We start from the raw sequence: 23,737 nt of genomic DNA, 5'->3' as shown, positions 1-23,737 counted from the left end.
ATTTATTGGTGTATTTTATAGTCATAACAATCTGTATTTGTTATACTTGCCAAAGCAATAAAAAGGTCTGTGACCTTAAAGAAGCCCATGACTCAAATCATGGGCTTTTTCGTTTACCTGCTATTTCTCTGACCTAAATTTTACGGAACATAGATTGATTATAGCTTAATTAATCGAATGGCTACTCCGCCACTTGTTGCCAGCTTTGCATTTAAAACAGTTTCGGCTGTGACCTCCATTTCCTGAATTTCTACGGGATACGGATTGCTCTTGTAATCTGCTCCTTCGCCGTCTTTAAATATTGTCGCTTTGTATTTTGCTCCTTTATCTAAAAAGTTGAGAGGTAAACTAAGGTCTCTGCTGTTGGCATTGGTTATGCCTCCAACAAACCAGTTCTCAGAATCACGGTCTTTGCGTACTATGGTTAAATACTCGCCTATCTTGGCTTCGGGTACTATAGTCTTAGACCAGGAAGTAGGGCAAGAGGTTACAAAATCGAAGGCAGAATTATTCTCGTAATTTTCGATCATATCCGATGCCATCTGTAAAGGACTGAACAATACCACAAATAAGGCTAGTTGTTTGGCTAAAGTTGTTTGAACATGAGTGGCAGGGAATACCTTGTTGGTGAAGTTGAAAGTTCCCGGCGTAAAGTCCATAGGTCCAGCTAATCCTCTCGTAAAAGGTAGAATAGTTGTATGCTCAGGAGGGTTTCCACCGTCTCTCGACCATGCGTCATACTCTTGTCCTCTGAATCCTTCCTGAGTCATCAGGTTAGGCCATGTGCGTTGCAATCCCGTCGGCATGGCAGGCTCGTGATTGTCTATCATTATATGATATTTGGCGGCTGCTTCGATCACTTTTCTGAAATGACGCACACCGTATTGGCTGCTGTGTCGTTCCTTATGATCGAGTAGGGGGCTTACATAACCTGTTTTCACTGCACTCACGCCATATTTTTGATACAGGGCAAAAGCACTGTCTAATTGATTTTCGTAATTTTGAGTAGCACCGCCTGTTTCGTGATGTCCTATCAGTTTTACATTTTTAGAAGCTGCATATTCGGTTATCTTTTTCAGGTCGAAATCGGGATACGCTTTTGTAAAGCTGAATTTATCACCTTCTTTTGTCCAGTCACCATCCCAACCGAAATTCCATCCTTCAACCAATACCCCAGAGAAGTTATGTTTGGCTGCGAAATCAATATAACGCATTGTATTTTCGGTTGTAGCACCATGTTTTGGACCTTGTGCCCATGAATAATCTTCCATGTGCATACCCCACCAGATACCGATATATCGTCCGGGACGAATCCACGAAGTATCTTTGATTTTCGAAGGCTCATTCAAATTCAGCATTAAACGTGAAAGAAGCAAATCGGCAGCTTTATCGGCAATAATCATCGTTCTCCAAGGAGTAACCGATGGTGCTTTTGCGAATACCTTTTCACCTGTTGACCAAGGAGTCAGATAAGCTTTAAGGGTAGTCGTACCATTTTCGGGTGTAAGATTCAGTCCTGCATAATCCGTCAGATTTGCTTCATGAATACTCAAATATAATCCGTCTTTAGTCTCCATAGTCAGAGGAGTGCATACAGTATCGAGGCTGCTGACCGGCGATGGTTTGTAAAGATTCTCAAAATACAATGTACTTGTGGGTATAGACCATGCTTTATGATCGCCTGCAAGAGCAAACTCGGTCAACTCATCCATAATGACGAAATCCTTTAGATTCTCTTGTTCGGGGAATACATAACGGAAACCGATACCATCATTGAATATGCGGAAAACCACCGAAAATTTACGTTTCAATCCGCCGTTTTCCTGTACATCCACTGTCATCTCATTGTAGGTATTATCTACAGTGATTTCTTCGCCCCACGGTTGATCCCATTTTTCACTGAAAGACGAATGTTTTACGTCGGTAATCGTTACGTCTTTTCCTAACTCGCCATCTTTAAGAACAAACCCAAGAAAGGATTTATTAAGAATAGCTTTGTCTTTTTTATCGACTGTATAATATACCTTCCCGTTTTCTATACCGGCTTGTACTCGGATGCTCCCATCCGGAGAACTTACTGACGTGTTTTCTTTATTTGCACATGAAGTTAAACAAAAGAAAACGAGAAGGATATACACTGCTAATTGTTTCATAATACTTATTATTTTTAGTGAGGTCCAAGACCTTTTTATTATTTATATGAATCAGTACAAAATAACTCTACAATAAGGTAACAGTTAGTAACCATAAGGTGTCAAAAAAGTTACAAAAGTAGACTGTTGAATGTCACTTTTTGTAATTTAATAAAATTCTCATAATTAGTATTTTAACTTCAAAAAGGTTACAAAGGTTACAAAAGTGACACTTTTTAGACTGTTTCTTTTTCTTCTGTTCGTTGTTACCTTTTTTTCGTTGTAACTGCTTTAATTATAGATAAAAACCGGAATGAATCTGTTGGTTCTTATTTATTGGTCATGCAAGTCATTTTTTCTAACGCACCCTCTGGGTTTGTTTTTCATTTTGCCTTGATGCAAAACGAAACAAAAGATCAAGACTGAGCCTCTTTGCCCGACCCGCTACGGACTCGAAAGCTAAAACAAAAGAAAAACATTTATTATTGATATCCTTTTGTTTATTAACGCTTTCTTCACCCTGCGGGTACCCCGTGCAACCGGCAAGGTCGGGGAGCCTAACGGACAAAAGCAATCTCTGATTGCGCGTAGTAAAAGATATAACGCTCAATTGGCATTACTAAGTTACTTTGTAGCTTCAACCTCCTCAATCAAACCTTTTGCCTTATCATTTTGCAATGAAACGAAATAGTAAAAGGCTTGATTCAGCGTTCTTAGCTTCTTGACATCATTCTTATAAGTCTCTCTCAAAGAATGCAACTTGTAAATATTTTCCAGAACCGATACATTATAAGATACACCAGCAAAGCCTTGCAATTCGGTCAGGTAACTGTATTTGAATTCTTGGGTAGGTTCTATCATTGTGCCTTCGCCAAAATCGTTCCATGTGATGAGTTGCAGATAATCGGCCTTTTTATCCTTTGCCATTGCTAACAGATTTTTGAATGTTGCTCCATTCGCATAATCAATATCTGCCAGTACACTTTCGCCCCAACCACCTTCTTTGTAGAAATCATCAAATCCGGGATATGCTCCACCCATCAATACATCTTTACCTGCATACTTAGTTTCCATCGGAGTTGCGTCTACCCAAATATATTCGCCTTCTGCATTTTTGATATTGCCCTCATTAGCTGTACCAGCCGAGTGTGCATACAGTGTAAGGAAAGTAGGTTTCGTTTTTAATACCGAAAATATCGAACTCCAATCGGCAGGCTTTTTTATTTCCTGAGGGCCGAATACCATCAATAGAGGCTTATTATTGATTTTGATATAATTCTCCTTACTGAAAAAAGTACTCTCCAGATATTTCATATCGGCTTTGGCTTGAGTTATTTTCTCGGCATCCTGTAACCCTTCTCTAAGAGATTGATCTTCGTATACAATTGCAAAATTTAACCCGACCTTGTCCAGTACTTTTACAATAGCTTCGGTATTGTTTTTTATAGACGGATAATCATATAAATTGCGAGTACCGTTCCAATCGATCAATATACCGTCTACTCCCGAATATTTCATCAATAGAAGATGGTATTCAATTACATTTTCGTCTCCCGAAGCATAAGGTCCGATAAGCGGATAATAGTGCGATGCTATCTCACGTTTGCCGTTAGCATCAGTGTTATCGGGATTTTTATTTGCCATAGTCCAATGCTGTCCCCATGTACCATTATTGGAAGCTTTGCTTTCAAACCAAGGCATATAATGTACATACAGTTTCATCGGATTGGTCTTGGTTACGCTGACTGGACTAAATTCCTCTACCGGTTTTTCCTTTATGATAGGTAAATCATCCCTTCCGCAATTGCTGAATATAAATAGCGGGATGAGGCAAAGTGTTATAAATGGTGTTTTTTTCATATTCTCTATTATCTGAGTGAAAGTAGAGGCACAGCAATTCACTGTGCCTTTACCTGTATTTAATTATAGTCAGGATTTTGTTTCAGATTAGGATTCAAATCCAACACAGTTTGAGGAATCGGATATACGCCTCTGTATCGAGGAGTTGCCCCTTTTTCCCACCAAGGTTGGAAGAATGTTCCGAAACGGATATTGGTTGTACGTCGAAGACCTTCGAAGACAAACTCATGTTTCCATTCAGTATCCAGACTTTCAAGAGTAAGAGTCGTAAGGCTCGGAAGCCCTGCCCGGTTACGTATTTCATTTACATAGATGAGAGCATTGGCTGTAAATCCTAATCGGAAGTTTGCTTCAGCTTTCATCATCAGTATTTCCGCATAACGGATCAATACCCAATCATTGTCACGTTCCCACTGATCGTCGGCTTGTATCTGATATTTGAAGAGGCGTGCTCCTTCATTCTGTAGGGCATTGGTATATTTGGTGAATTCTTCGGTATAAATCAAAGGATTACCGTTGTCCATCATAATAGTAGCACCCGTTGCAAGGTTCTTTTGTTCACCGATAAGCAGAGACCCACGTCTTACGTCGTTTTCGTCAAATGACGAGTATAAGCCCGGTTGAGCGCTGATACCGTTACCACACCAAGGATATGCTCCTGTTGTAGAGAATGCAAACCGTTGATTGTAATGAAAAGTCATTGAAGCCAGATAATTACCTACTGTCCCCACTTTATGATCGTAAGGAATAGCGAAAATAATCTCACGTGAAGTTTCGTTCTTAGTTTTGAAACTAGTGAAATAATCCGATTCAAGAATATAACCTGTCACCTTTTCACTTGCATTGATACAATCCTGCCAGCGTGGTGTACCTGTATATACTTCTGCATTCAGATACAAACGTGCTAAAAGACTGTTGGCTACATTCTGAGTGAAAGCACCGTAACGGATAGCCGAAGGCAGTTTATCCAGAATATCTTTCAATTCATCTTCTACAAATTTGAATACATCGGCACGAGACGATTTAGCAGGTAATTCCGATTCTTCGAAGCTGGTTACGATAGGCACACTACCAAACTGATCTAATAATTGATAGTAATAATAGGCGCGTATACCTCTAAGCTCGGCTTTCACGATAGCTTTATCATCCTCAGTCAGGTTCGATTTATCTACCTGATAAATAATCGAGTTTACGTTGGCTATACCTTGATAACAGTATTTCCATGCACTAAGTATCATGATGTTACTTGCATTCCAAGTGTGATATTGTATCTGCTGATAGCGTCCGCCATCATACCAGTCGGTTCCACGAGTGGGGATAGTCGCTTCATCCGAAGCACATTCTTCCAAGAAGAATACATATTCGCAAGTCGGATAACAGATAGTACCCCCTTTGTCCGAATCGTTGAATCCTCTTAATGTGGCGTATGCTCCACCTACAATAGTCTGTATTTCGGCTGCCGTTTTACCATAATCGTCAGTTGTAACTTTGTCATACAGCTTTTCATCAAGATCGGTACACGATGTAGAGAAAAAGGCTGTCAATACTAATATGGATAATATTTTTGTTTTCATGATTTATCTTTTTCAAAAGTTAGAGGTCTCAGACCTTAAAAAGCGACGTTTAAACCAAAAGAGAAAGTGCGTGGGCGAGGGTAGAAGTTGAAGCGGTCGATACCCGGAGACTCAAGTCCGCTTGTATTCACCTCAGGGTCTACACCACTATAACCTGTTATTGTGAATAAGTTTTCGCCTGTTGCATACACTCTTACTTTGTTAAGTCCCAGTTTTTTTAAATATTTTATAGTATAACCCACAGTCAGTGTTTGCAAGCGGAAGAAAGAACCGTCTTCAACCCAATAATCGGAAAATACAGGATCTGATTTAATTCCACTGGTTAAAAATTTATCAGGTACATTCTGAGCAGGCAAACGAGTCGGGTCATACATACTCATGTAAGTAGCATTAAGTACTTTCTGACCGAACATTCCGTATGTGGCAACACTCATATCGAAGTCTTTGTAAGTTGCACTCATTGCAAAACCAAGATTCACTTTAGGTTGAGCACTACCCAGATATTCGTCTATAGGTTTTCCGTCTGCATCAGTATTCAGCACGTATTTACCCTCTTCATCTAATCCTAAACATCTTGGACCATAGAAAGCACCTGCGGGAAGACCTTCTTTTATTATTTGCGAGTACACTCCCGATAGACCTCTAAGTCCGTGTAGTGATCCTGATTTTAGACCCGACTCTTGGAAGGACTCGTTCGACAGTTTATCAATATTTTGTTTGTTGTAGGATATATTGAAATTAGCATCCCAACTAAAATCTTTACCCTGCATGATATTACCGTTTAATGATAGCTCAACCCCTTTGTTGGAAAGAGTTCCTACGTTTGCCAACATAGTACCCACTAAATTAGGTGGCTGAGGCACTGGATATGTCCAAAGAAGATCATTGGTTTGTTTATAATATACTTCAACAGTAGCATTTATTCTTCTGAATAAACCGAAATCAACACCAATATTGTATTGAGTGGTAGATTCCCATTTCAAATCGGGGTTTACATTCTGAACAGGAGCATACGATTTTTTCCATGTTCCGGTTGTTGCATCATAATACGAAGCTCCGTCAGCACCCAGAAGAGACAACGATTTGTATTCGCCGATACCGTCCTGATTACCTGTAACACCGTATCCTAAACGTAGCTTAAGATTATCCAACCAGCCTGTTGCTCCTTGCATAAACGCTTCGTCTGAAACCCTCCAAGCCAATGACATGGATGGGAATAGTCCCCATTTGTGATTCTTACCGAAACGTGAAGATCCATCGTTACGCAAAGTAGCGGTTGCCATGTATCTGCCCATATAGTTATAATTGGCACGCCCGTAGAATGATACTAAGCTCGATTCGCCTTTGTAAGAATATACGTCACCTGCACGGTAATCTCCACCGGCGGCCAGATTGTTGTAAAGAAACGCATCGGTATCAAAACCTCTTCGGGTAGCACCGAATCCTTCGTACATATTATTCAAATATGAATATCCTGCCAAGAAGTTCAGATCGTGATTCGTATTGATATGTGTATCGTAATTTACAAACGTCTCCAACTGCATATTTCTGTAATCGGCAAGAGTTCTTTCTCCACGACCTTTTTCAGCCTGACCTTCCATCATTGCGTAAGTAGGCAGGTAAAATCTGCGTTGAGCCGAATTGTATTCATAAGATCCGTTAGCAGTCGCTTTTAGTCCTTTCATCAATTCAACCTCGATTTTTCCGTATCCCAGAAAGCGGTAACGTGAATCATCTGCAAAACGATTGTTATTCAATTCAACAGGATTTTCGGTATTAGTTCCACCGATAGAAGTGTAGTTTCCGTTCTGATCTTTAACAGGTACGGTCGGATTTAAGTTGGCTGCACGTTCGAAAATACGTGTATCGATAGGATTCCATTTATCGACACTACCTGTCATACCCATTTCGAGTTTAAGGTGTTTGTCGAATCCATATTGATGGGCTGCAAGACTCCCTGCCAATCGTTCGAGACCGCTGTTATCAATTATGCCTTCACTATCCAGATATAACATAGAGGCACTGAATCCGCTGTTTTTATTTACGTTGGTAAAGAACAGGTTATGTGACTGAGAAATAGCTGTGCGTTGCAGCTCTTTCTGCCAATCGGTATTAGCGCCATAATCTATTGCACTCGTTACGTTGTTGTCTCTTACATATCCCCTCCATTGGTTTGCCGACAGAAGATCCATGTTTTTGGCAACAGTTCCTACTGCCACAAAACCGTTGTACTCAATAGTGTGTTTTTCGACTCCGCTTGCTGCACGTGAGGTTGTTACAATAACAACACCATTAGCACCGCGTGAACCGTATATGGCTGCTGCTGAAGCATCTTTCAATACATCTATAGATAGAATTTCCGAAGGTTGAACAGTGTTCATGTCCACTCCCGGTATACCGTCGATAACAACCAGGGGAGCATTGGCGGCCGAAAGTGATGTTCCCCCCCTTAATCGCATAGTAGCTCCTACGGCAGGGTCGCCCGAACCTTGAGACACAGACAATCCGGCAACTTTACCTTGCAAAAGTTGTTCGGCTGAGGTAATTACCCCTTGTCTGAGATCATTTTGACTAACTGAGGCAATGGCTCCCGTTAAGTCCGATTTTCGCATAGTTCCGTACCCGATGCTTACTACTACTGCTTCTTGAAGGGCAACAGCATCTTCGGATAATACGATGGTCATATTCTTTTGAGCAGGTAATTTTTGGTTCATAAACCCGATGTATGATACATCAAGCGTGCTGCCTGCGGGGCATGATAGTGTAAAGTGTCCGTCGAGATCACTCACTGTGCCGAGTGAAGTGCCTGCTACCTTAATGCTTACACCGGTTAACGGTTCTTTATTGGTATCGGTAACTGTTCCCGTAACCGAAATATCCTGAGCAAATGCTTGCTGTGACATTATAAAAAGCGCCAACAGGAATAGAAATGGGCTGAAGTGAAGTTTATATTTTTTATAATAAAGTTTCATGGTATTCAGTTTTTATGAGGTCACAGACCCTTTTGTTATTTTGTAGTAACATAATTAAGCTTAGTAAAATGTTTATTGTCATGTTTCATGATCCAACTAACTATTGTTAATAGGCATGTGACCTTAATTGAGATCAGATAATGGTACAAGTGGAATATCGGTTTTAATGATTTCAGCTCCATTTTTGTCTTTTACAAGCAGGCTAATCTTATCAATAGAAGGTTCGGTGCTTAACGATTGAAAAAGATTTATGTAAGCTCTCATCTCGTCTTTGTTTCCTGTAAATTCGCCTGTAATAGTTTTAGTTCCGGCTGTAATTGTGTAAACCAGCCCTTGACTACTCTTTTCGTTGTTTTTTCTGATGAGGGTAAGAATATCGTATTGAGAGAATTTTTGAGGGAAAAATGAGAATATTGGATCAAGTGGAATAGGTACTCCCGGAGCCAGTATTACAAAGTTTTTACCACCTTCGTTTGTTCCCACTTTAGCCCAATCTTTGGTTGGGAATAAGAATTCGATGTTTTCCATTATAAAATCTTCACCTACCCCGTAGTATTCACGTGGGATAAAGTCAATCTTGTAGATATTATTACCGATAGGTGTAAGCTTAGTCTTTTTTACAAGATCGGGATTTCCCATATTTGCTTCTACAATAGCGCCTGCTACAAAGTTATTAAGACCACTGTGAAAGAATATTTCTTCACCGGCCAGTCCGCTTTGTGTTCCGCCAACCCATAGTTTTTCAGCATTTACAAGTATCGAAAGCGGTTCATCCAGATAGAACTTTTGAGGGAATATTTGTACAGCTTCGCCCGATTCTTTGAATGTTTTGATATCGCCAACCGACCAGGGAGCTTGTACCACATCACTCTGTTTTTCGTTTCCTTTACTTTTCAAGCGCATCCAGAAACCCGAAGATGCTTCGATGTCGGCTACCGTTTTATTAAAATATTTGGTCGGAGTAAGTGTCTTTTTCCAAGTCATGCCGCTTACATATTCCAGTTTGGCAAAATCCGATGAGTTATCGAAATTTCCAGCATCGGGTTCGGAGGGAGACCATGCCCAGAGAAAAAGGTCTTGTTTTTCGGTGAATCCGGTTCCTGTCATGTCAAAATACCAGGTTACTTCCTGATCCAGAGCATATACTACAGGATATGTCCATACCTTTGCAGGCGCTCCCACATCTTCTGTCGCGAAGCTGTTTCGTGGAATGAGTATAGCTGCAAAAGTCAATAATACTATTGTTATATATTTCATGGTTCTCATGTTTGATTAATGAATTAATTGAAAGTATTGAATGATATCTTTTATTTGTAGGGGCAGACCTATGTGTCTGTCCTCTGTGGGTGAACATATGGGTTCACCGCTGCACCAAAGCAATACAAAGATCTGAATCCTTATTATTGTTGAGCAGGTGATAATTGATATACATAAGAGACGAAAGTTACCCCCTTGGCTTTGCGTGAAAACTTAAGTTCAAGAACTTTATTGGTGCTCGGCATTGAGGTTACACTTAACTGGGCAACCTGAATTGTTTTGGCAGCATCCGAATATAGGTTTATTATACTTGCCGATCCATCCGTATTTTGAAAGGGATATTCCAATGACCAATATCCTTCGGTAGGGAAGAATTTGGGTGCAGTGCCTCCGATCAGATAATTTGTGGGTTCGTTATTGGTATCAACGTTTAGATTGATTGTGAAAGTCGAAAACCCGAACTGATCCGTTAAAGTCATCTCGGTAGGAGTCTGAGCATTGGCTTTGGCTACTTCATCTATTTGTTTGAGCGATGTTACAGCCCAATTGCCATTGATCTTTTCATAAATTGTAATAGGAGCTACAAATGAGCCGTCGTCCGTATCGTTGCACGACACAAAGGGAAGTACGGCAACCATTAGCAGAAAGACATACAAATACTTTAATGTTCTCATGGAGTTAAAGATTTTATTAATAGATTTTAAGAATATTGTTAACAAGGTACATTCTCTTGAATGAGAGATACGTCCTGATACAAATGTAATTTCTATTACAACAAAGTGTCTGTAACTAATGGAATATATAAGTGTTTTTGTATAGGTTTGATGTTTTAGTCGCTGGTTGTTATATAGTTATGATTTTGTGTTGTACGTGAAAATATAACCGAAATATCATATAAAAACAGCCTTGTTTCAGCTTTTTTTATTGTATTCGGACTCTTGTAAATGTTAAAATGGAAGTTTGAGATTAGATCTTAGTTTGTTTGAACAGTTTTTATCTCCATTATTTTTTGCTCAAAAAGCTCATTGGCTATAATGGATTTATTTTTTACTTTGGTCTTATAAGTATTAATTGTATTTACCGAGTAATTGAGGAATTTGGCAATACGTTCGCTATCGTGTATACCCAAACGGATAAGTGCGAAAATGCGTATCTCAGGGGTCAATCCTTTAGATATATCCATATCGAGTATATCGTCAGCTAAAAAGAGTTTCTTGTATTCCTCCACAAAGTCAGGGAACAGTTTAAGGAAAGTTTGATCGAACGATGAATACATATTCTCACGTTCTTTTCGAAGGTCAGATTCTTTTAGAAAAGAGCGTATGTCTTCGTACTGACGGGCAACTATCTTACGGTTTACAATCTTGTATATGTGTTCTATACGATCAATATATTCTGAATCACCGTAGATAGATTGAGTAATATATTCATCTTTTATTTTGTTAGCCTCCATCAGTTTAGAGTTAGTAGATAGAAGCTTTTTGTTTTGTTCCTGAATGGTATGACGTGCCAGTCGTAGTTTTTTTACCTGCTTGTATATAATGATGGTAGTACCTAACAGTAATAAAAACAGGAGTGATATAATAAGAACAGAGCCTATCAATATATTCCGCTGTTTCTCAACCATTTCGAACCGTTCTTTCTCAATGATAGGAAGTATGGAACTGATTGATATTTTTCGGTGGCGTGCATTATACAGGTTTGCATCTTCCATTGCCAGACGGACATATTTATTGGCTTTATGGACGTCTCCTGTTTCATATAGCAGGTTGGCAAGGTTGCGGAGAGCAACGGTTTCTTTGGTTGCCGATTTGATATCGCCTATAGAAGCCTCTATCATATAATGTATTGCCTTTTGCTTATCTCGCAATTCCTCGTATATAAATCCTAGACTGGATGCTGCAATGGCATAAGTATGATCATCTACACCTTTAGATGACTCAGCTAATGGGAGAAACATATCTATTGCTCCATTAAAGTCACGGAGCTGCATTAATTTCAAACCCTTTATAGACCATAATTCGGGTGAATTCTGAGGGGTATACACAATTGCCGAATCGCAGTATCTGTTGCCCTCGGATATATATTGGCTTTTGAAGGGTTCGACATTATTATAATCCGCCATATCAAAATAAAGTCTGGCAAGGAGCGTATAATAATTTTTCTTTACATCCTCACATGCATTATTTATATCTACTGAGTTTATGATGTCAGATGCTTCTTTAAAAAGCCCCGACGAGAGATAGCAAAAAGCAATATGCTCTTTTGCATCGATAATTTTGCAGGAGTCTTTCAGAAGGTAGGCAATATCGAGGCACTTATGAGCATATACATAGGCGGAGTCATATTTATATGATTTGTATTCATTAAAAAGAGAATTGTAATACTCCAGTTTTTCGGTATTATCCGATAGCTTTGATAATTCTTTTTTGAGAGAATTTATCCGGTCTTCTTTTTGCTGTATGTATAAGTCTCTTTTCTCGATAAGTTTATCCAACTCATCAGTTGATGAACCATCTTGGGATGATGCATACAATAAGGTGTATGACAATATAAAGCAAAAGACAAGAGCCAGCTTCTTCATGTTGATTGATCTAGGTATTAATGATTACGCATCATTAGCATAACACAAATATAATATTTTTTAATAAGATTGATCAGTCGTTTATGAGAACTCTGTATGCTTATAAAACACAATAATAACCTTTTTTTATCAATTGGTAGTTGAGTTTTTTGTGAGGATACGTATGCCAAGTTGGAGTAAACAATGCTTTGTAGTAAAGCCGGTTGAAGCTTTCTGTACATTTGCGAGTACGATTTTAAGACATCTTTGTTTGTTTTCGAGACATTGTCTCTGTAAGGTTCTATCATCGTTAAAAAACAGACCATATAATATATAAATATATTGTAGATTTGAATTTTGGTGTTTGTCTTATCCCTTACAATCCGAAAAACAGATCATTAAAAACGTTGAGTTACCGATAACCTTAAAAAAACAGATAGATGAAGAATTTACTATTTTCAAAAAAAACATGCTTGATTTTATTCTCGTTACTGGTTTATAACTTTTTGGGGACAATAAGTTTATTTGCACAAAATATAGAAGTGAAATCACCTAATGGCGAAATTAAACTTACAGTCAGTATTAAAGATAAAATTTATTATTCGGTCGATTACAATACCGAAGTGCTGCTTAATGATTGTTACCTGCAATTGGTCTTGGATAATGAGGTTTTAGGAAATGATCCGAAATTGACAGGAGAAAAGCGGAGTGTGATTAATGAAAATATTAATCCTGTTGTACCCCTCAAGTATTCAATAGTAAATAATCATTGCAATGTGCTGATGCTCAATTTTAAAGAAAACTATTCGGTCGAATTCAGAGCCTTTAATGATGGAGTTGCATATCGTTTTATTACTAACCGCAAGAAAGAATCGATTGTAAAAGGAGAAGATTTTGTAATCAATTTTCCTTCCGAATATTTAGCTCATTTGCAACAACAAGGCGGATTTAAAACGGCTTACGAGGAAAAATATACCCATGTTCCGACAACCCAATTTGTTTCAGAAGAAAAGAATCTGGCAGTTTTGCCCGTTCTGCTGGATACAAAAAAACAATATAAAATACTGATTTCAGAATCAGATTTGAGCGACTATCCCTGTATGTTTCTTAAAGGAACAGGTAGTAATGGTATGCAGTCAACCTTTCCTAAAGCACCTCTTGAGTTTGGCGAAGATGGAGATCGCAGTTTAAAGATCGTTAAGGAGGCGGACTATATTGCTAAAACATCAGGCAAACGCACTTACCCTTGGAGGTACTTTGTAATCACCAAAGATGATAAGCAATTGTTGGAAAATACAATGACTCTAAAGCTTTCACCTAAAAATCAATTGCAAAATACAGCATGGATCAAACCCGGACAGGCCAGTTGGGAATGGTGGAACGATGCTTCCCCTTACGGACCCGATGTGAATTTTGTTGCCGGCTATAATCTGGACACCTATAAATACTATATTGATTTTGCATCCAAATACGGCATACCTTATATTATAATGGACGAAGGTTGGGCAATGAGTACACGAGATCCTTACACCCCTAACCCGAAGGTAGATGTACACGAGATTATTCGTTACGGAAAAGAAAAGAATGTAGGTGTTATCCTTTGGTTGACATGGTTAGTTGTAGAAAATAACTTCGATGTGTTTAAAACGGTTAAAGATTGGGGCGTAAAAGGTCTGAAGATTGACTTTATGGACAGAAGTGATCAATGGATGGTTAATTATTACGAGCGTGTAGCGAAAGAAGCTGCTAAAAACGAACTGCTTGTCGATTTTCACGGATCGTTCAAACCCGCCGGATTAGAATATGCCTATCCTAATGTGATATCTTATGAAGGAGTACGGGGTATGGAACAAATGGGCGGATGTTATCCAGACAACAGTATTTATCTCCCTTTTATGCGTAATGCAGTTGGTCCTATGGATTATACACCCGGAGCAATGATCAGTATGCAACCCGAAGCATATAGTGCCGAGCGTCCTAATGCAGCAAGTATAGGCACACGTGCCTATCAGATGGCATTGTTTGTAGTTTTCGAAAGCGGATTGCAAATGCTGGCAGATAATCCGACTCTTTATTATCGGAATGAAGACTGTACGCGTTTTATAACGCAAGTACCCACCACATGGGATGAAACAAAAGTACTTGAAGCCAAGGTTGGTGAATACGTTATTGTAGCCAAACGCAAAGGCGATAAATGGTTCATCGGTGGTATAACCAATAATAACGAGAAAGAAAGATCGTTTGAAGTGAGTCTTGATTTTTTGAATCCCGGCAAGTCATACCAAATGACATCTTTTGAAGACGGTATTAATGCAGGTCGTCAGGCAATGGATTACCGAAAGAAAGATTCTTCGGTTAAAAAGGGAGAGAAGATAACCATCAAAATGGTACGTAACGGTGGCTGGGCTGCCGTTATCGAATAATAATTTAAGAATAGATTTTCCATTGTAGTATGTAAATGTGACAAAATAGTACAAAACAAGCCCCTTTAATTGTATTGTTTTATACTTTGTACATATAATTGTAACTTTATTGAACCAATGCAATTGGCGGTATAGAGTTGAGAATGTCTTGATTCCTTTATGTGAAAAATTCATATAGAGTTAAATTAAATTTTATTTGAACAATAAACCTTTTTATCTTCGTATCGAGGTTCTGAGATCAGTTGCTGTTATTGTAGTCTGAAACAAGAATGTCGTTAACCGATGTGGAAAAGTACAAGATGAAATTTCTAAAACGATGAAGTTTCCTTTGTCTTGGATGAAAAGCAGTAAAGAACCTTTAAATAATAATAACCATGTTAAAGCAAACAATTAAGTACCTACTACTAAGTTCTCTGGTATTTGTTTCGGTGTCATGTAAGAAAGAAGCAGCAAAATCGGCTAACCTAAACTTAGAAAGAGCACAGGTTACCCTCGATTCATTATATGCCCATTATTTGGCAGACAGTACTAATCTTCTTAGAGAAACATATCCGTTTAACGACAAATATTCGGCAACATATCTGGCATCCGAAGAACAGGCAAATATACCGAATGCTTACTCGTATCTCTGGCCTTTCTCGGGGACATTCTCGGCTGTAAATGTATTGTTGGAAACATCGAAGGATAAAAAGTATAAAGAATTATTGGATAACAGAGTCTTACCCGCTCTCGAAAAGTATTTCGATACAACAAGAACGCCCTATGCTTATTCTTCCTACATAAGCGATGCTCCTCAGTCCGATCGTTTTTATGACGACAATGTTTGGTTGGGTATTGATTTTACTGACGTATACATGTTGACCAAAGAAGAAGCCTATTTAAATAAGGCAAAACTTATCTGGGACTTTGTTATAAGTGGTTGTGATGATAAACTGGGTGGTGGAATCTATTGGTGCGAACAGAAAAAAGAATCGAAGAATACCTGTTCAAATGCACCCGGAGCAGTTTTTGCTCTTAAGCTCTTTAAAGCAACGAATGACAGTACCTACTTCTCACACGGAAAGGACTTATATAAATGGACTAAAGAGAATTTGCAGGATTCGACCGATTATCTGTATTTTGATAATATAGCACTAAATGGTAATATCGGTAAAGCTAAATATGCTTACAATAGCGGCCAAATGATTCAAGCAGCAGCATTATTGTATAATTTGACTAACGATAAACAATATTTGACTGATGCTCAGAATGTAGCTCAGGCGGCTTATAATTATTTCTTTCAAGATTTTACGGATGAAAAAGGGGAGCAGTTTAAACTACTGAAAAAAGGCGATGTCTGGTTTTCGGCAGTAATGCTCAGAGGTTTTATCGAATTGTATGAGATAGATAAAAATCCTTTGTATCTTGATGCTTTCAAAAAGAGCCTCGATTATTCATGGATACATGCTCGCGATGATAAAGGATTGTTCGATAAAGATTTAAGCGGAAAGACTAAAGACGAGTCGAAGTGGCTGCTGACGCAAGCCGCCATGGTTGAGATGTATGCGCGTCTGGCCGCAATAAATTGATCCGGACAATCGAATCGGCATATTACCATCTGAATGACAAAAATAATTTGAATACTATAATATAAATAATCACAACATGGTTGTAAAGAAAAATCTAACGAAGAAAGTATTAGGACTATGTGTTTTGTCTGCCATATCGGTAGGTACGATACATGCTTCCGATAATGTATTAAAGCCCGAAACGGCAATTGCAAGTGATAATACCCAAGTGTATGTAACTAACCGTCCTAATCCGTCGGACAGGTTATTTGAATCATCAGCCGTTGAAAGTGAAATCGCCCGTATTAATAAGCTTTTAAAAAACAGGCGTTTGGCATGGATGTTCGAAAACTGTTTTCCCAATACATTAGATACTACCGTTCATTACAGAGTGCAGGATGGAAAGGACGATACCTTTGTATACACAGGAGATATTCATGCGATGTGGCTTCGCGATTCGGGAGCTCAGGTATTCCCTTACGTACAGTTAGCTAACAAAGATCCTAAACTGAAAAAAATGTTGGCAGGTGTAATTCACCGTCAAACAAAAAGTATACTGATAGACCCTTATGCAAATGCTTTTAACGATGGCGCGGTTCCCGATGGACATTGGATGAGTGATATGACGGATATGAAGCCTGAACTTCACGAACGTAAATGGGAAATCGATTCGCTTTGTTATCCTATCCGTTTAGCTTATTACTATTGGAAAGTAACAGGCGATACAAGTGTATTTGACGCCGATTGGGTAAAAGCAATAGAACTTGTGTTGCAAACATTTAAAGAACAACAACGAAAAGATGGTGTTGGTCCTTATAAATTTATGAGGGTAACGGAACGTCAATTGGATACTATGTCGAACGACGGATTGGGTAACCCTGTAAAACCGGTGGGTCTGATTGCTTCGGCTTTCCGTCCTTCCGATGATGCTACAACTTTTCAGTTCTTGATACCTTCTAATTTCTTTGCAGTAACATCGTTGCGTGAAGCTGCTGAAATACTTCAGACAGTAAAGAAAAACACCACGTTAGCCAACGAGTGTACAGCTTTGGCGAATGAAGTAGAAACGGCATTACAAAAATATGCAATCTACAATCATCCAACCTATGGAAAAATCTATGCATTTGAAGTAGATGGCTTTGGTAACCAATTGTTGATGGATGATGCCAATGTGCCCAGCTTATTGGCTTTGGCATATCTGGATGCAGATAAAATAAATGACCCCATTTACCAGAATACAAGAAAGTTTGTATGGAGTGAAGATAATCCTTATTTCTTCAAAGGTACAGCAGGAGAAGGTATTGGCGGACCTCACATCGGTTATGATATGATATGGCCTATGAGTATAATGATGAAAGCATTTACCAGTCAGGATGATGCCGAAATTAAAGCATGCATACAAATGCTTATGGCTACAGATGCAGGAACCGGCTTTATGCACGAATCGTTTCATAAAGATGATCCTACTAACTTTACAAGAGCTTGGTTTGCATGGCAAAATACATTGTTTGGAGAACTTATCCTTAAACTCGTAAATGAGGGTAAGGTTGATATGCTGAACAGCTTGTAAATAATCCGCTGTAAATATAAAATAAGCATCCTCTCAATATTGAGAGGATGCTTATTTTATTAGTATTTGTAATATAATTGTTACTCTGAATTCCTTGCTTTTCTAGCTTTAATCCAATGAATAGCAATTTCAACAGGTTGAGTAGTACCTGTAGGTGTAAGGTCATGTCCCAATGTCGAGAACAAGCAGTATTCGTAAGGCTTACCTTGTGATTTTAGTGAGTTGAGAACTTCTATTGATATACCTATTGGGATTTGTATATCCTTCTCACCAAAAAGCCAAAGACCCGGAATTGACAGTGTACTGAGGGCATCAAGAGGATCGGTGCTTAGAAATTTATCCAATTGATAACGAACCGGTTCATTGCGTACAGCTTTACGTGCCTTTGGCATGTATTCTCTCACTTCTGCTTCGGTGTGACTGTCCCAGAAATCGGACTGTCCATTCGTGAAATTCTGAAAAATAAGCTGATCAAGAGTTGGAATAACAGCTCCGCTAAACAACACCATAAAATCCACAAGCTGATTTTTGTTGGCAGCAATCGGAATTACCCATCCTGCCTGACTGAAACCAATCAGACCAATAGGTGTATCTTTGTCCCGCTGATGAAGTATGCTTGCAGCTGCGGCAGCATCTTCTGCCAATAGATTGAGGTTGTCCGAATCAACATTGTTGGAGCCTACTTCGGGTCCGGCATAAATACCACCCGATTCACCCACTCCGCGTTTATCATAGGTTAATACCGAAATACCGTTTTTAGCCAGAAGCGATGCAAGCTCTCCCATTCGAGGAGCTTGTCCCGAACCATGTACAATAACTACCGCTGCATGTGAATGCCGGGGAGTGTAGATTGTTCCTGCAAGAGTAACTCCCTTACTTTCGAATCTGACATCTTCAATAGTTACGTCCGGCGATTGTCCTTTTACTTGATTCAATGATACTAATAGTAACAACAAAAAAAGGCATCTACGATAAATCGTGATACCTCTTAATCCATCAACGCTGTTAATATAATTGGTAGTGCAATTCTTTCTTATCATATTACTTGGATTTAAGTTGGTTTATAATGATAAGACTCAACAGATAAAGAAAGGTTACACATTTTAAATGAGACAATATAACTTTATTATAAAAGCATTCACTTTTATAGTTGCTGACATTGGTCTGAGATCTTAATTCGCTTTTCTAGCCCTTTCTTCGGCTTCTTTGGCTCTTTCTTCGGCTCTTCTGGCTCTCTCCTCTGCTCTTTTAGCTCTTTCTTCGGCCTTTATCTGAGCTTCTTCCGCTTTCTGTTGTCCATTTTTAGCTCTCTCCTCTGCTCTCTTTTGAGCTTCTTCCGCTCTCTTTTGGGCATCAATGGCTATTTTCTGAGCTTGCTCGTTTCTTTTCTGAGCTTCCTTAATCCTCATATTCAGTTCAGCCTCACTAAGCCTGTTGGACGTATTTGTATTTATAGAAGTATTAATGTGTACGCCATTTTTACTTTGATTTGCAATGTTCTTGATATCCTGAACGGTAAAGCTGCCTAAAAATCTTATGATAGTTGCATCACTGCCATCTTCTGTTATCATAAGCATTTCTGATCCCTGATTCGATTTATTCTTTTTTACGTAGAATGCAGTTCTTGAATCGTTGTCTTTTATAAGCATTAGAGTTTCGTAGTTACCACCCTTTAATAAGTCTTCGGATACATAGATTAATCGTCTTGAAGCGGACGTTTCTTCTGACGAATATATTTCTAATGATTCTAACTTTCCGGCAATATTTCCGATATCGACTCCCGGCATATCCATATTAGGCATCATACCTAGCATGGTTTTAGAAATATACACAACCTGAATACCTTTAGTATTGGATAGCTGTTTAAAAATATCATTATTCTGTGGAGTCTCAGTTGTAGTATAGGAATAAGTAAAACTCTCTTGACTATTCGACGGTTCACCGGGAGTATAGACATATGCATAGCTATTGGCGGTATTACTGTCGCTTACCTCAATACTTATTCCGGGATGAGTGCTGCTCACCGTTATATTGCTTAAGTCTAAACTGTTAGATATATTATCCAGGTTAACAAGATTAGCATTTATCTCATTCTTCATGCCTTCCAGATCGAGATGCATATTACTCAGGTCTACTGATAATGTCGCCAATTCACTGGATATATCGGTTTGCAAACCGTCCATATCTATTTTTATTTCCGGTTGTGCTTTGCTAAGTGATATCGACGAAATTGTAATTGTTAGTAATATTATTAGCTTTTTCATAAATGTACGTCTTTATCTATAATGTCGTTTACTTTTTCTACTTGTTGAATACCCTTATTTAGCTTTCCCGAAACCAATAATAGAGTTTTCTGGGTTTCTATATATGCTTCTTCCGGATTTGAGAAAGTGTCCACAAGCATCTGGTTTCTATTCCCGCTGTTTCCAAAATATGCAAAAATACCGGCAGACAGAACGATGAGAACACTGGCTGCGATACTCATAGCCCATCTCCAGGTTTTGTTCATTTGTTTTATCGGTAAAATAATACGGTGGGCTTGTGTATTATTTTCTTTCTTTTCCAGATTATCAATTAGAGCATTTAGTTTTTCCTCTAAATGCAGAGGCGTATCATTTTCCTGTGCTGAATATAATTGCAGGAATATTCGTTTCTCGGAAATCATATCTTCAGGAATATTCTCTTCCGAAAAGAACTTATAAAGTATCTTTTCTTCTTCCTGAGAGGTTTCCCCTTCGTAAAACGAATGAAGTAATTTATTTATATCTTTAATATCCATAGTTGTAACTATTAAATAGTTCTTTGACTTTTTTTCTGGCTCGCGACATCAGTACCCTTACATTAACACTGGTTAAGCCCATTATTTCTTCTATTTCCTCGTTCGAATAATCATCAAAGTGCCTTAATTTTATGATCTTACGCTGTTGTTCAGGCAAAAGATCAATGATAGTTTCTATATGTTTGATTTCATCAACCGTTTCAATCTCATCCGATAATACCAGATTGTCTGACATGACAGTGTCTTCTGTTGACTGAAACAGATGTTTCTTTTTCGCCCTTAAAAAATCGAGGCATAAATTACGCAACAAAATTACACAATATGCTTCACTATTTTCAACCTGCGTCAGTTCATCCCGTTTATTCCATAATTTAATATAAGCCTCCTGTACAACATCTTCGGCGTCGCAAGCATCTTCAAGAAGTCTGTATGCAACCCTGTACAGCTTTTGATGATAAGGTATATATTTTTCTTTGAATGTTATGGCATCCATTTACTATGGAATATATTTTATGCTCAATTTTTAATCTTTCTTCTTTTCTCCGTATTGCTGTGTTATGTCAGACAGATCGTTCGGTGTAAAATCTCCTTTTAGCCTGATTATGGCAGGATCGTTTACGGTGATTATAACCAATTCCTTAATCTTGTCTTTTTTACTTTTCGACATTATTAATACATTATCATCATCGTCCTTTACTTTCATCAATACTTCATATCCGTCCATTTCCAGATTTTCTATTTGTTCTGCAAATTGAAGCTTGATATCTGGAGAACAACTTTCGAGATCCAAAACAGACATGGAGTTCACCTTTTTATTGAAGTCTTTACCATCCCAATTTGCTATTTTTAAAGCAGAAAATAGAAATTTTCTCAGGTTTATATTTTCTGAATGAGGAGCTTTCGAGAATTCGCTGAAAATATCATCTAATGTCTTACTCGAAGCCGAAAGGCTAAGTGTAAATAAGAATAGGTATATAATAGCTTTTTTCATGATTAATGTTGCTTTATACTAAAGACGTAACAAGAGAATAAAATGTTACACCTCCCTCAATATAAAATCTATATGGAGCAAATATAGCAAAATATAGAAATAACTTAAATGGTTATTTTTATCACATTATTGGTTACTATTGTTTGATTATTAATAGTTTATTGTAAAAGTATTAACGAGAGGGTGCTTTTTTTGATAAAAAAAATTATATTTGCAAACATAGGTACTACCAAATCTATCCGAAAAGGAGAAACAAACTTTATTGAAAAATCTTAACAAACAAACTTAAACACATATAAATCTTAATGAAAAAATTATTCCTCAGAGTTTTTTTTAGTATGATCACGGTTTTCTTATATGCTTCATGTCAAAATGAAGAGGTAGGCATAGAATCTCAAGATCCGAATTTTGTTAGCCAACAAGATGTACTCCAATTAGTCTCACAATTACAAATGCCTGTAGAGTCTGGTTTGAGGGGTACAACTATTTATGAGCAAAAGCATGTTAATAGTATTGTACCTGTCTCCGGATTGAATGATAATACAGCAGCTTGCTATGTTGTAAATTATGAACATGGAGGCTTTATGGTAATGTCAGCAGACAATAGGATTGCTCCTGTACTGGCATTCTCAGAGTCGGGAGAGCTCCCTTTGAATGAAGAGCTGCCGGATGGATTGGTAGAATGGCTTGAAGAAACTTCATTATATATAGAAGAAGTGAAGAAGTCAGATTTGAAGCAGTCCGGAAATGTAAAAGATGCTTGGGAGCCTCAGGCTATCCAAAGAGCCATAAGCATAGGAGATCCCAATATTGATGGAATTGATAAAAATGGCGAATGCACCAGTACATATAAAGTGGTAGAGCCATTGTTGAAAACTACATGGGGGCAAGGTGTAGGCTATAACGACCTTGTTGCTACTAATATTTTAACTGGGCAATGTAGCGCTTATTCCAATGGAAAACCACCTGCAGGTTGTGTAGCTGTTGCTATGGCACAGATAATGAAATATCATCAGTATCCTAAAAGTTATGATTGGAGTGCTATGCCTGATAATACTGGATCCAATGAGACTGCCCGTTTGATGGCTGATATTGGTAGTAAGGTGAAGATGAAGTATGGATGTAAGGGGTCTTCGGCTCATCATGATGATGCAACTAGTGCCTTTAAAAATAATTTTGGATATAGTTCGGCTATTTGTGCCGATTTTAACGTAGATAGGGTCATAGCTGAGCTAAATAGTAAAAGACCTGTGTTTTTGAGAGGAGGCGAAGAAAAGCACATTGTTGTGATTCCTTATGATGGAGGCGGTCATGCATGGGTCTGTGATGGATATAAGCGTTCAGAGAACTGTGAATATGATACGAACGGTAGTTTTACAGGTACTGTTTATATGTATACTTATCTTCATATGAATTGGGGATGGGGAAAGCGGTGGGAAGAGCTTAACACTTGGTATGCCTATAATGATTGGAGAGTACTTGACGGAAATTATAACTACAATAAGAAGATGATTTATAATGTTAAACCATAAAATTCAATGATATGAGAAAGCTGATGTCCATAATATTAACTCTTTCTTTATTATCAACCTTGTTTGGTTGTGACAAGAATGAAAATGCAACAAATTTAGCCTATGGGTTTGGTTGCAGTGTACTTGATCAAAATGGAAATGATTTATTCGATCCGGCGTCAATAGGGTGGATTGATACTGCACGAATAGAGATTTATCATATGATTAATGGCGAGGCTATTCCTTATTTTAAGTCTATGCAATATAGTAGTTCTATGGCTTTTATATCTAAAGGATATTCATTTTGGAGACCAGATGAAAATATAACGGGTTCAAATTTGGAAATGTCTGTTAGCGTGAGTTGGTATCTTGATAACGAGGGTAAGTCAACGACTATTATCAAGTGGAATGAACAAGAAGCGGACACGATTTCTATTTTAGTTGAAAGAACTGCTAACTCATACATAGGTAAAAAATATTGGATTAACGGTGATGAAAATATTGACTGGATTAATAAAGGTGACTATTTGGTTAAGATCGTAAAGACAAGGGAGTAAT

17 protein-coding genes are annotated in these 23,737 nt (G+C 38.2%); 5 read left to right on the top strand and 12 right to left on the bottom strand.

Annotated elements, in window-relative coordinates:
* Positions 1 to 158: 158 nt before the first annotated feature.
* The 7 genes from G7050_RS05955 to G7050_RS05925 form a co-directional block, all read right to left on the bottom strand.
* Positions 159 to 2,153, bottom strand: a complete 1,995-nt coding sequence (locus G7050_RS05955) for a glycoside hydrolase family 97 protein (RefSeq protein ID WP_166112581.1) — start codon at positions 2,151 to 2,153, stop codon at positions 159 to 161.
* Positions 2,154 to 2,756: 603 nt separating this feature from the next.
* Positions 2,757 to 3,992, bottom strand: a complete 1,236-nt coding sequence (locus G7050_RS05950) for a glycoside hydrolase family 71/99-like protein (protein ID WP_166112579.1) — start codon at positions 3,990 to 3,992, stop codon at positions 2,757 to 2,759.
* Positions 3,993 to 4,051: 59 nt separating this feature from the next.
* Positions 4,052 to 5,566, bottom strand: a complete 1,515-nt coding sequence (locus G7050_RS05945; RefSeq protein WP_166112576.1) for a RagB/SusD family nutrient uptake outer membrane protein — start codon at positions 5,564 to 5,566, stop codon at positions 4,052 to 4,054.
* 35 nt (positions 5,567 to 5,601) lie between these two features.
* Positions 5,602 to 8,538, bottom strand: a complete 2,937-nt coding sequence (locus tag G7050_RS05940) for a TonB-dependent receptor (protein ID WP_166112573.1) — start codon at positions 8,536 to 8,538, stop codon at positions 5,602 to 5,604.
* Positions 8,539 to 8,661: 123 nt separating this feature from the next.
* Entirely contained in the window at positions 8,662 to 9,795 is a 1,134-nt protein-coding gene (locus G7050_RS05935) for a hypothetical protein (RefSeq protein ID WP_166112570.1), read from the bottom strand.
* 143 nt (positions 9,796 to 9,938) lie between these two features.
* Positions 9,939 to 10,469 carry a DUF5004 domain-containing protein gene (locus tag G7050_RS05930; RefSeq protein WP_166112567.1) on the bottom strand — a complete coding sequence of 177 codons (531 nt, stop codon included), beginning with the start codon at positions 10,467 to 10,469 and terminating at the stop codon, positions 9,939 to 9,941.
* A 299-nt stretch (positions 10,470 to 10,768) separates the two neighbouring features.
* Complete coding sequence (locus G7050_RS05925; protein ID WP_166112564.1) at positions 10,769 to 12,379, bottom strand: DUF6377 domain-containing protein; 1,611 nt, start codon at positions 12,377 to 12,379, stop codon at positions 10,769 to 10,771.
* Between the two features lie 419 nt (positions 12,380 to 12,798).
* Between G7050_RS05925 and G7050_RS05920 the strand changes: the two genes are divergently transcribed.
* The 3 genes from G7050_RS05920 to G7050_RS05910 all read left to right on the top strand — a co-directional run bounded on the left by G7050_RS05920 (position 12,799) and on the right by G7050_RS05910 (position 17,898).
* Complete coding sequence (locus G7050_RS05920; RefSeq protein WP_166112561.1) at positions 12,799 to 14,781, top strand: glycoside hydrolase family 97 protein; 1,983 nt, start codon at positions 12,799 to 12,801, stop codon at positions 14,779 to 14,781.
* A gap of 374 nt (positions 14,782 to 15,155) precedes the next feature.
* Positions 15,156 to 16,349 carry a glycoside hydrolase family 76 protein gene (locus G7050_RS05915; protein ID WP_166112558.1) on the top strand — a complete coding sequence of 398 codons (1,194 nt, stop codon included), beginning with the start codon at positions 15,156 to 15,158 and terminating at the stop codon, positions 16,347 to 16,349.
* 76 nt (positions 16,350 to 16,425) lie between these two features.
* Entirely contained in the window at positions 16,426 to 17,898 is a 1,473-nt protein-coding gene (locus G7050_RS05910) for a glycoside hydrolase family 125 protein (protein WP_166112555.1), read from the top strand.
* Between the two features lie 80 nt (positions 17,899 to 17,978).
* Here G7050_RS05910 and G7050_RS05905 read toward each other — a convergent pair whose 3' ends face one another.
* The 5 genes from G7050_RS05905 to G7050_RS05885 form a co-directional block, all read right to left on the bottom strand.
* The gene (locus G7050_RS05905) at positions 17,979 to 18,938 is read right to left on the bottom strand and encodes a S9 family peptidase (RefSeq protein ID WP_166112552.1); all 960 of its coding nucleotides are present in this window, start codon (positions 18,936 to 18,938) and stop codon (positions 17,979 to 17,981) included.
* Between the two features lie 132 nt (positions 18,939 to 19,070).
* On the bottom strand, positions 19,071 to 20,162 hold the full coding sequence (locus G7050_RS05900; protein WP_166112549.1) for a DUF4252 domain-containing protein: 1,092 nt from the start codon (positions 20,160 to 20,162) through the stop codon (positions 19,071 to 19,073).
* On the bottom strand, positions 20,159 to 20,677 hold the full coding sequence (locus G7050_RS05895) for a hypothetical protein (protein ID WP_166112546.1): 519 nt from the start codon (positions 20,675 to 20,677) through the stop codon (positions 20,159 to 20,161). The genes G7050_RS05900 and G7050_RS05895 overlap by 4 nt, the downstream gene beginning before the upstream one ends.
* Entirely contained in the window at positions 20,667 to 21,170 is a 504-nt protein-coding gene (locus G7050_RS05890; protein ID WP_166112543.1) for an RNA polymerase sigma factor, read from the bottom strand. Before G7050_RS05890 ends, G7050_RS05895 begins: the two co-directional genes overlap by 11 nt.
* Positions 21,171 to 21,200: 30 nt before the next feature.
* Positions 21,201 to 21,668, bottom strand: a complete 468-nt coding sequence (locus tag G7050_RS05885) for a DUF4252 domain-containing protein (protein WP_166112540.1) — start codon at positions 21,666 to 21,668, stop codon at positions 21,201 to 21,203.
* 305 nt (positions 21,669 to 21,973) lie between these two features.
* Here G7050_RS05885 and G7050_RS05880 point away from each other — a divergent pair, with 305 nt between their 5' ends.
* Together G7050_RS05880 and G7050_RS05875 are read left to right on the top strand one after the other, a co-directional pair.
* Complete coding sequence (locus tag G7050_RS05880; RefSeq protein WP_166112537.1) at positions 21,974 to 23,200, top strand: C10 family peptidase; 1,227 nt, start codon at positions 21,974 to 21,976, stop codon at positions 23,198 to 23,200.
* Between the two features lie 11 nt (positions 23,201 to 23,211).
* Positions 23,212 to 23,736, top strand: a complete 525-nt coding sequence (locus tag G7050_RS05875; RefSeq protein WP_166112534.1) for a hypothetical protein — start codon at positions 23,212 to 23,214, stop codon at positions 23,734 to 23,736.
* Position 23,737 lies beyond the last annotated feature (1 nt).

Origin of the sequence: Dysgonomonas sp. HDW5A, from assembly GCF_011299555.1 — a bacterium.
Lineage (GTDB): Bacteria > Bacteroidota > Bacteroidia > Bacteroidales > Dysgonomonadaceae > Dysgonomonas_A.
The sequence above is the reverse complement of the archived record's forward strand: the minus strand, read 5'-3'. Positions and strand labels throughout refer to the sequence as shown.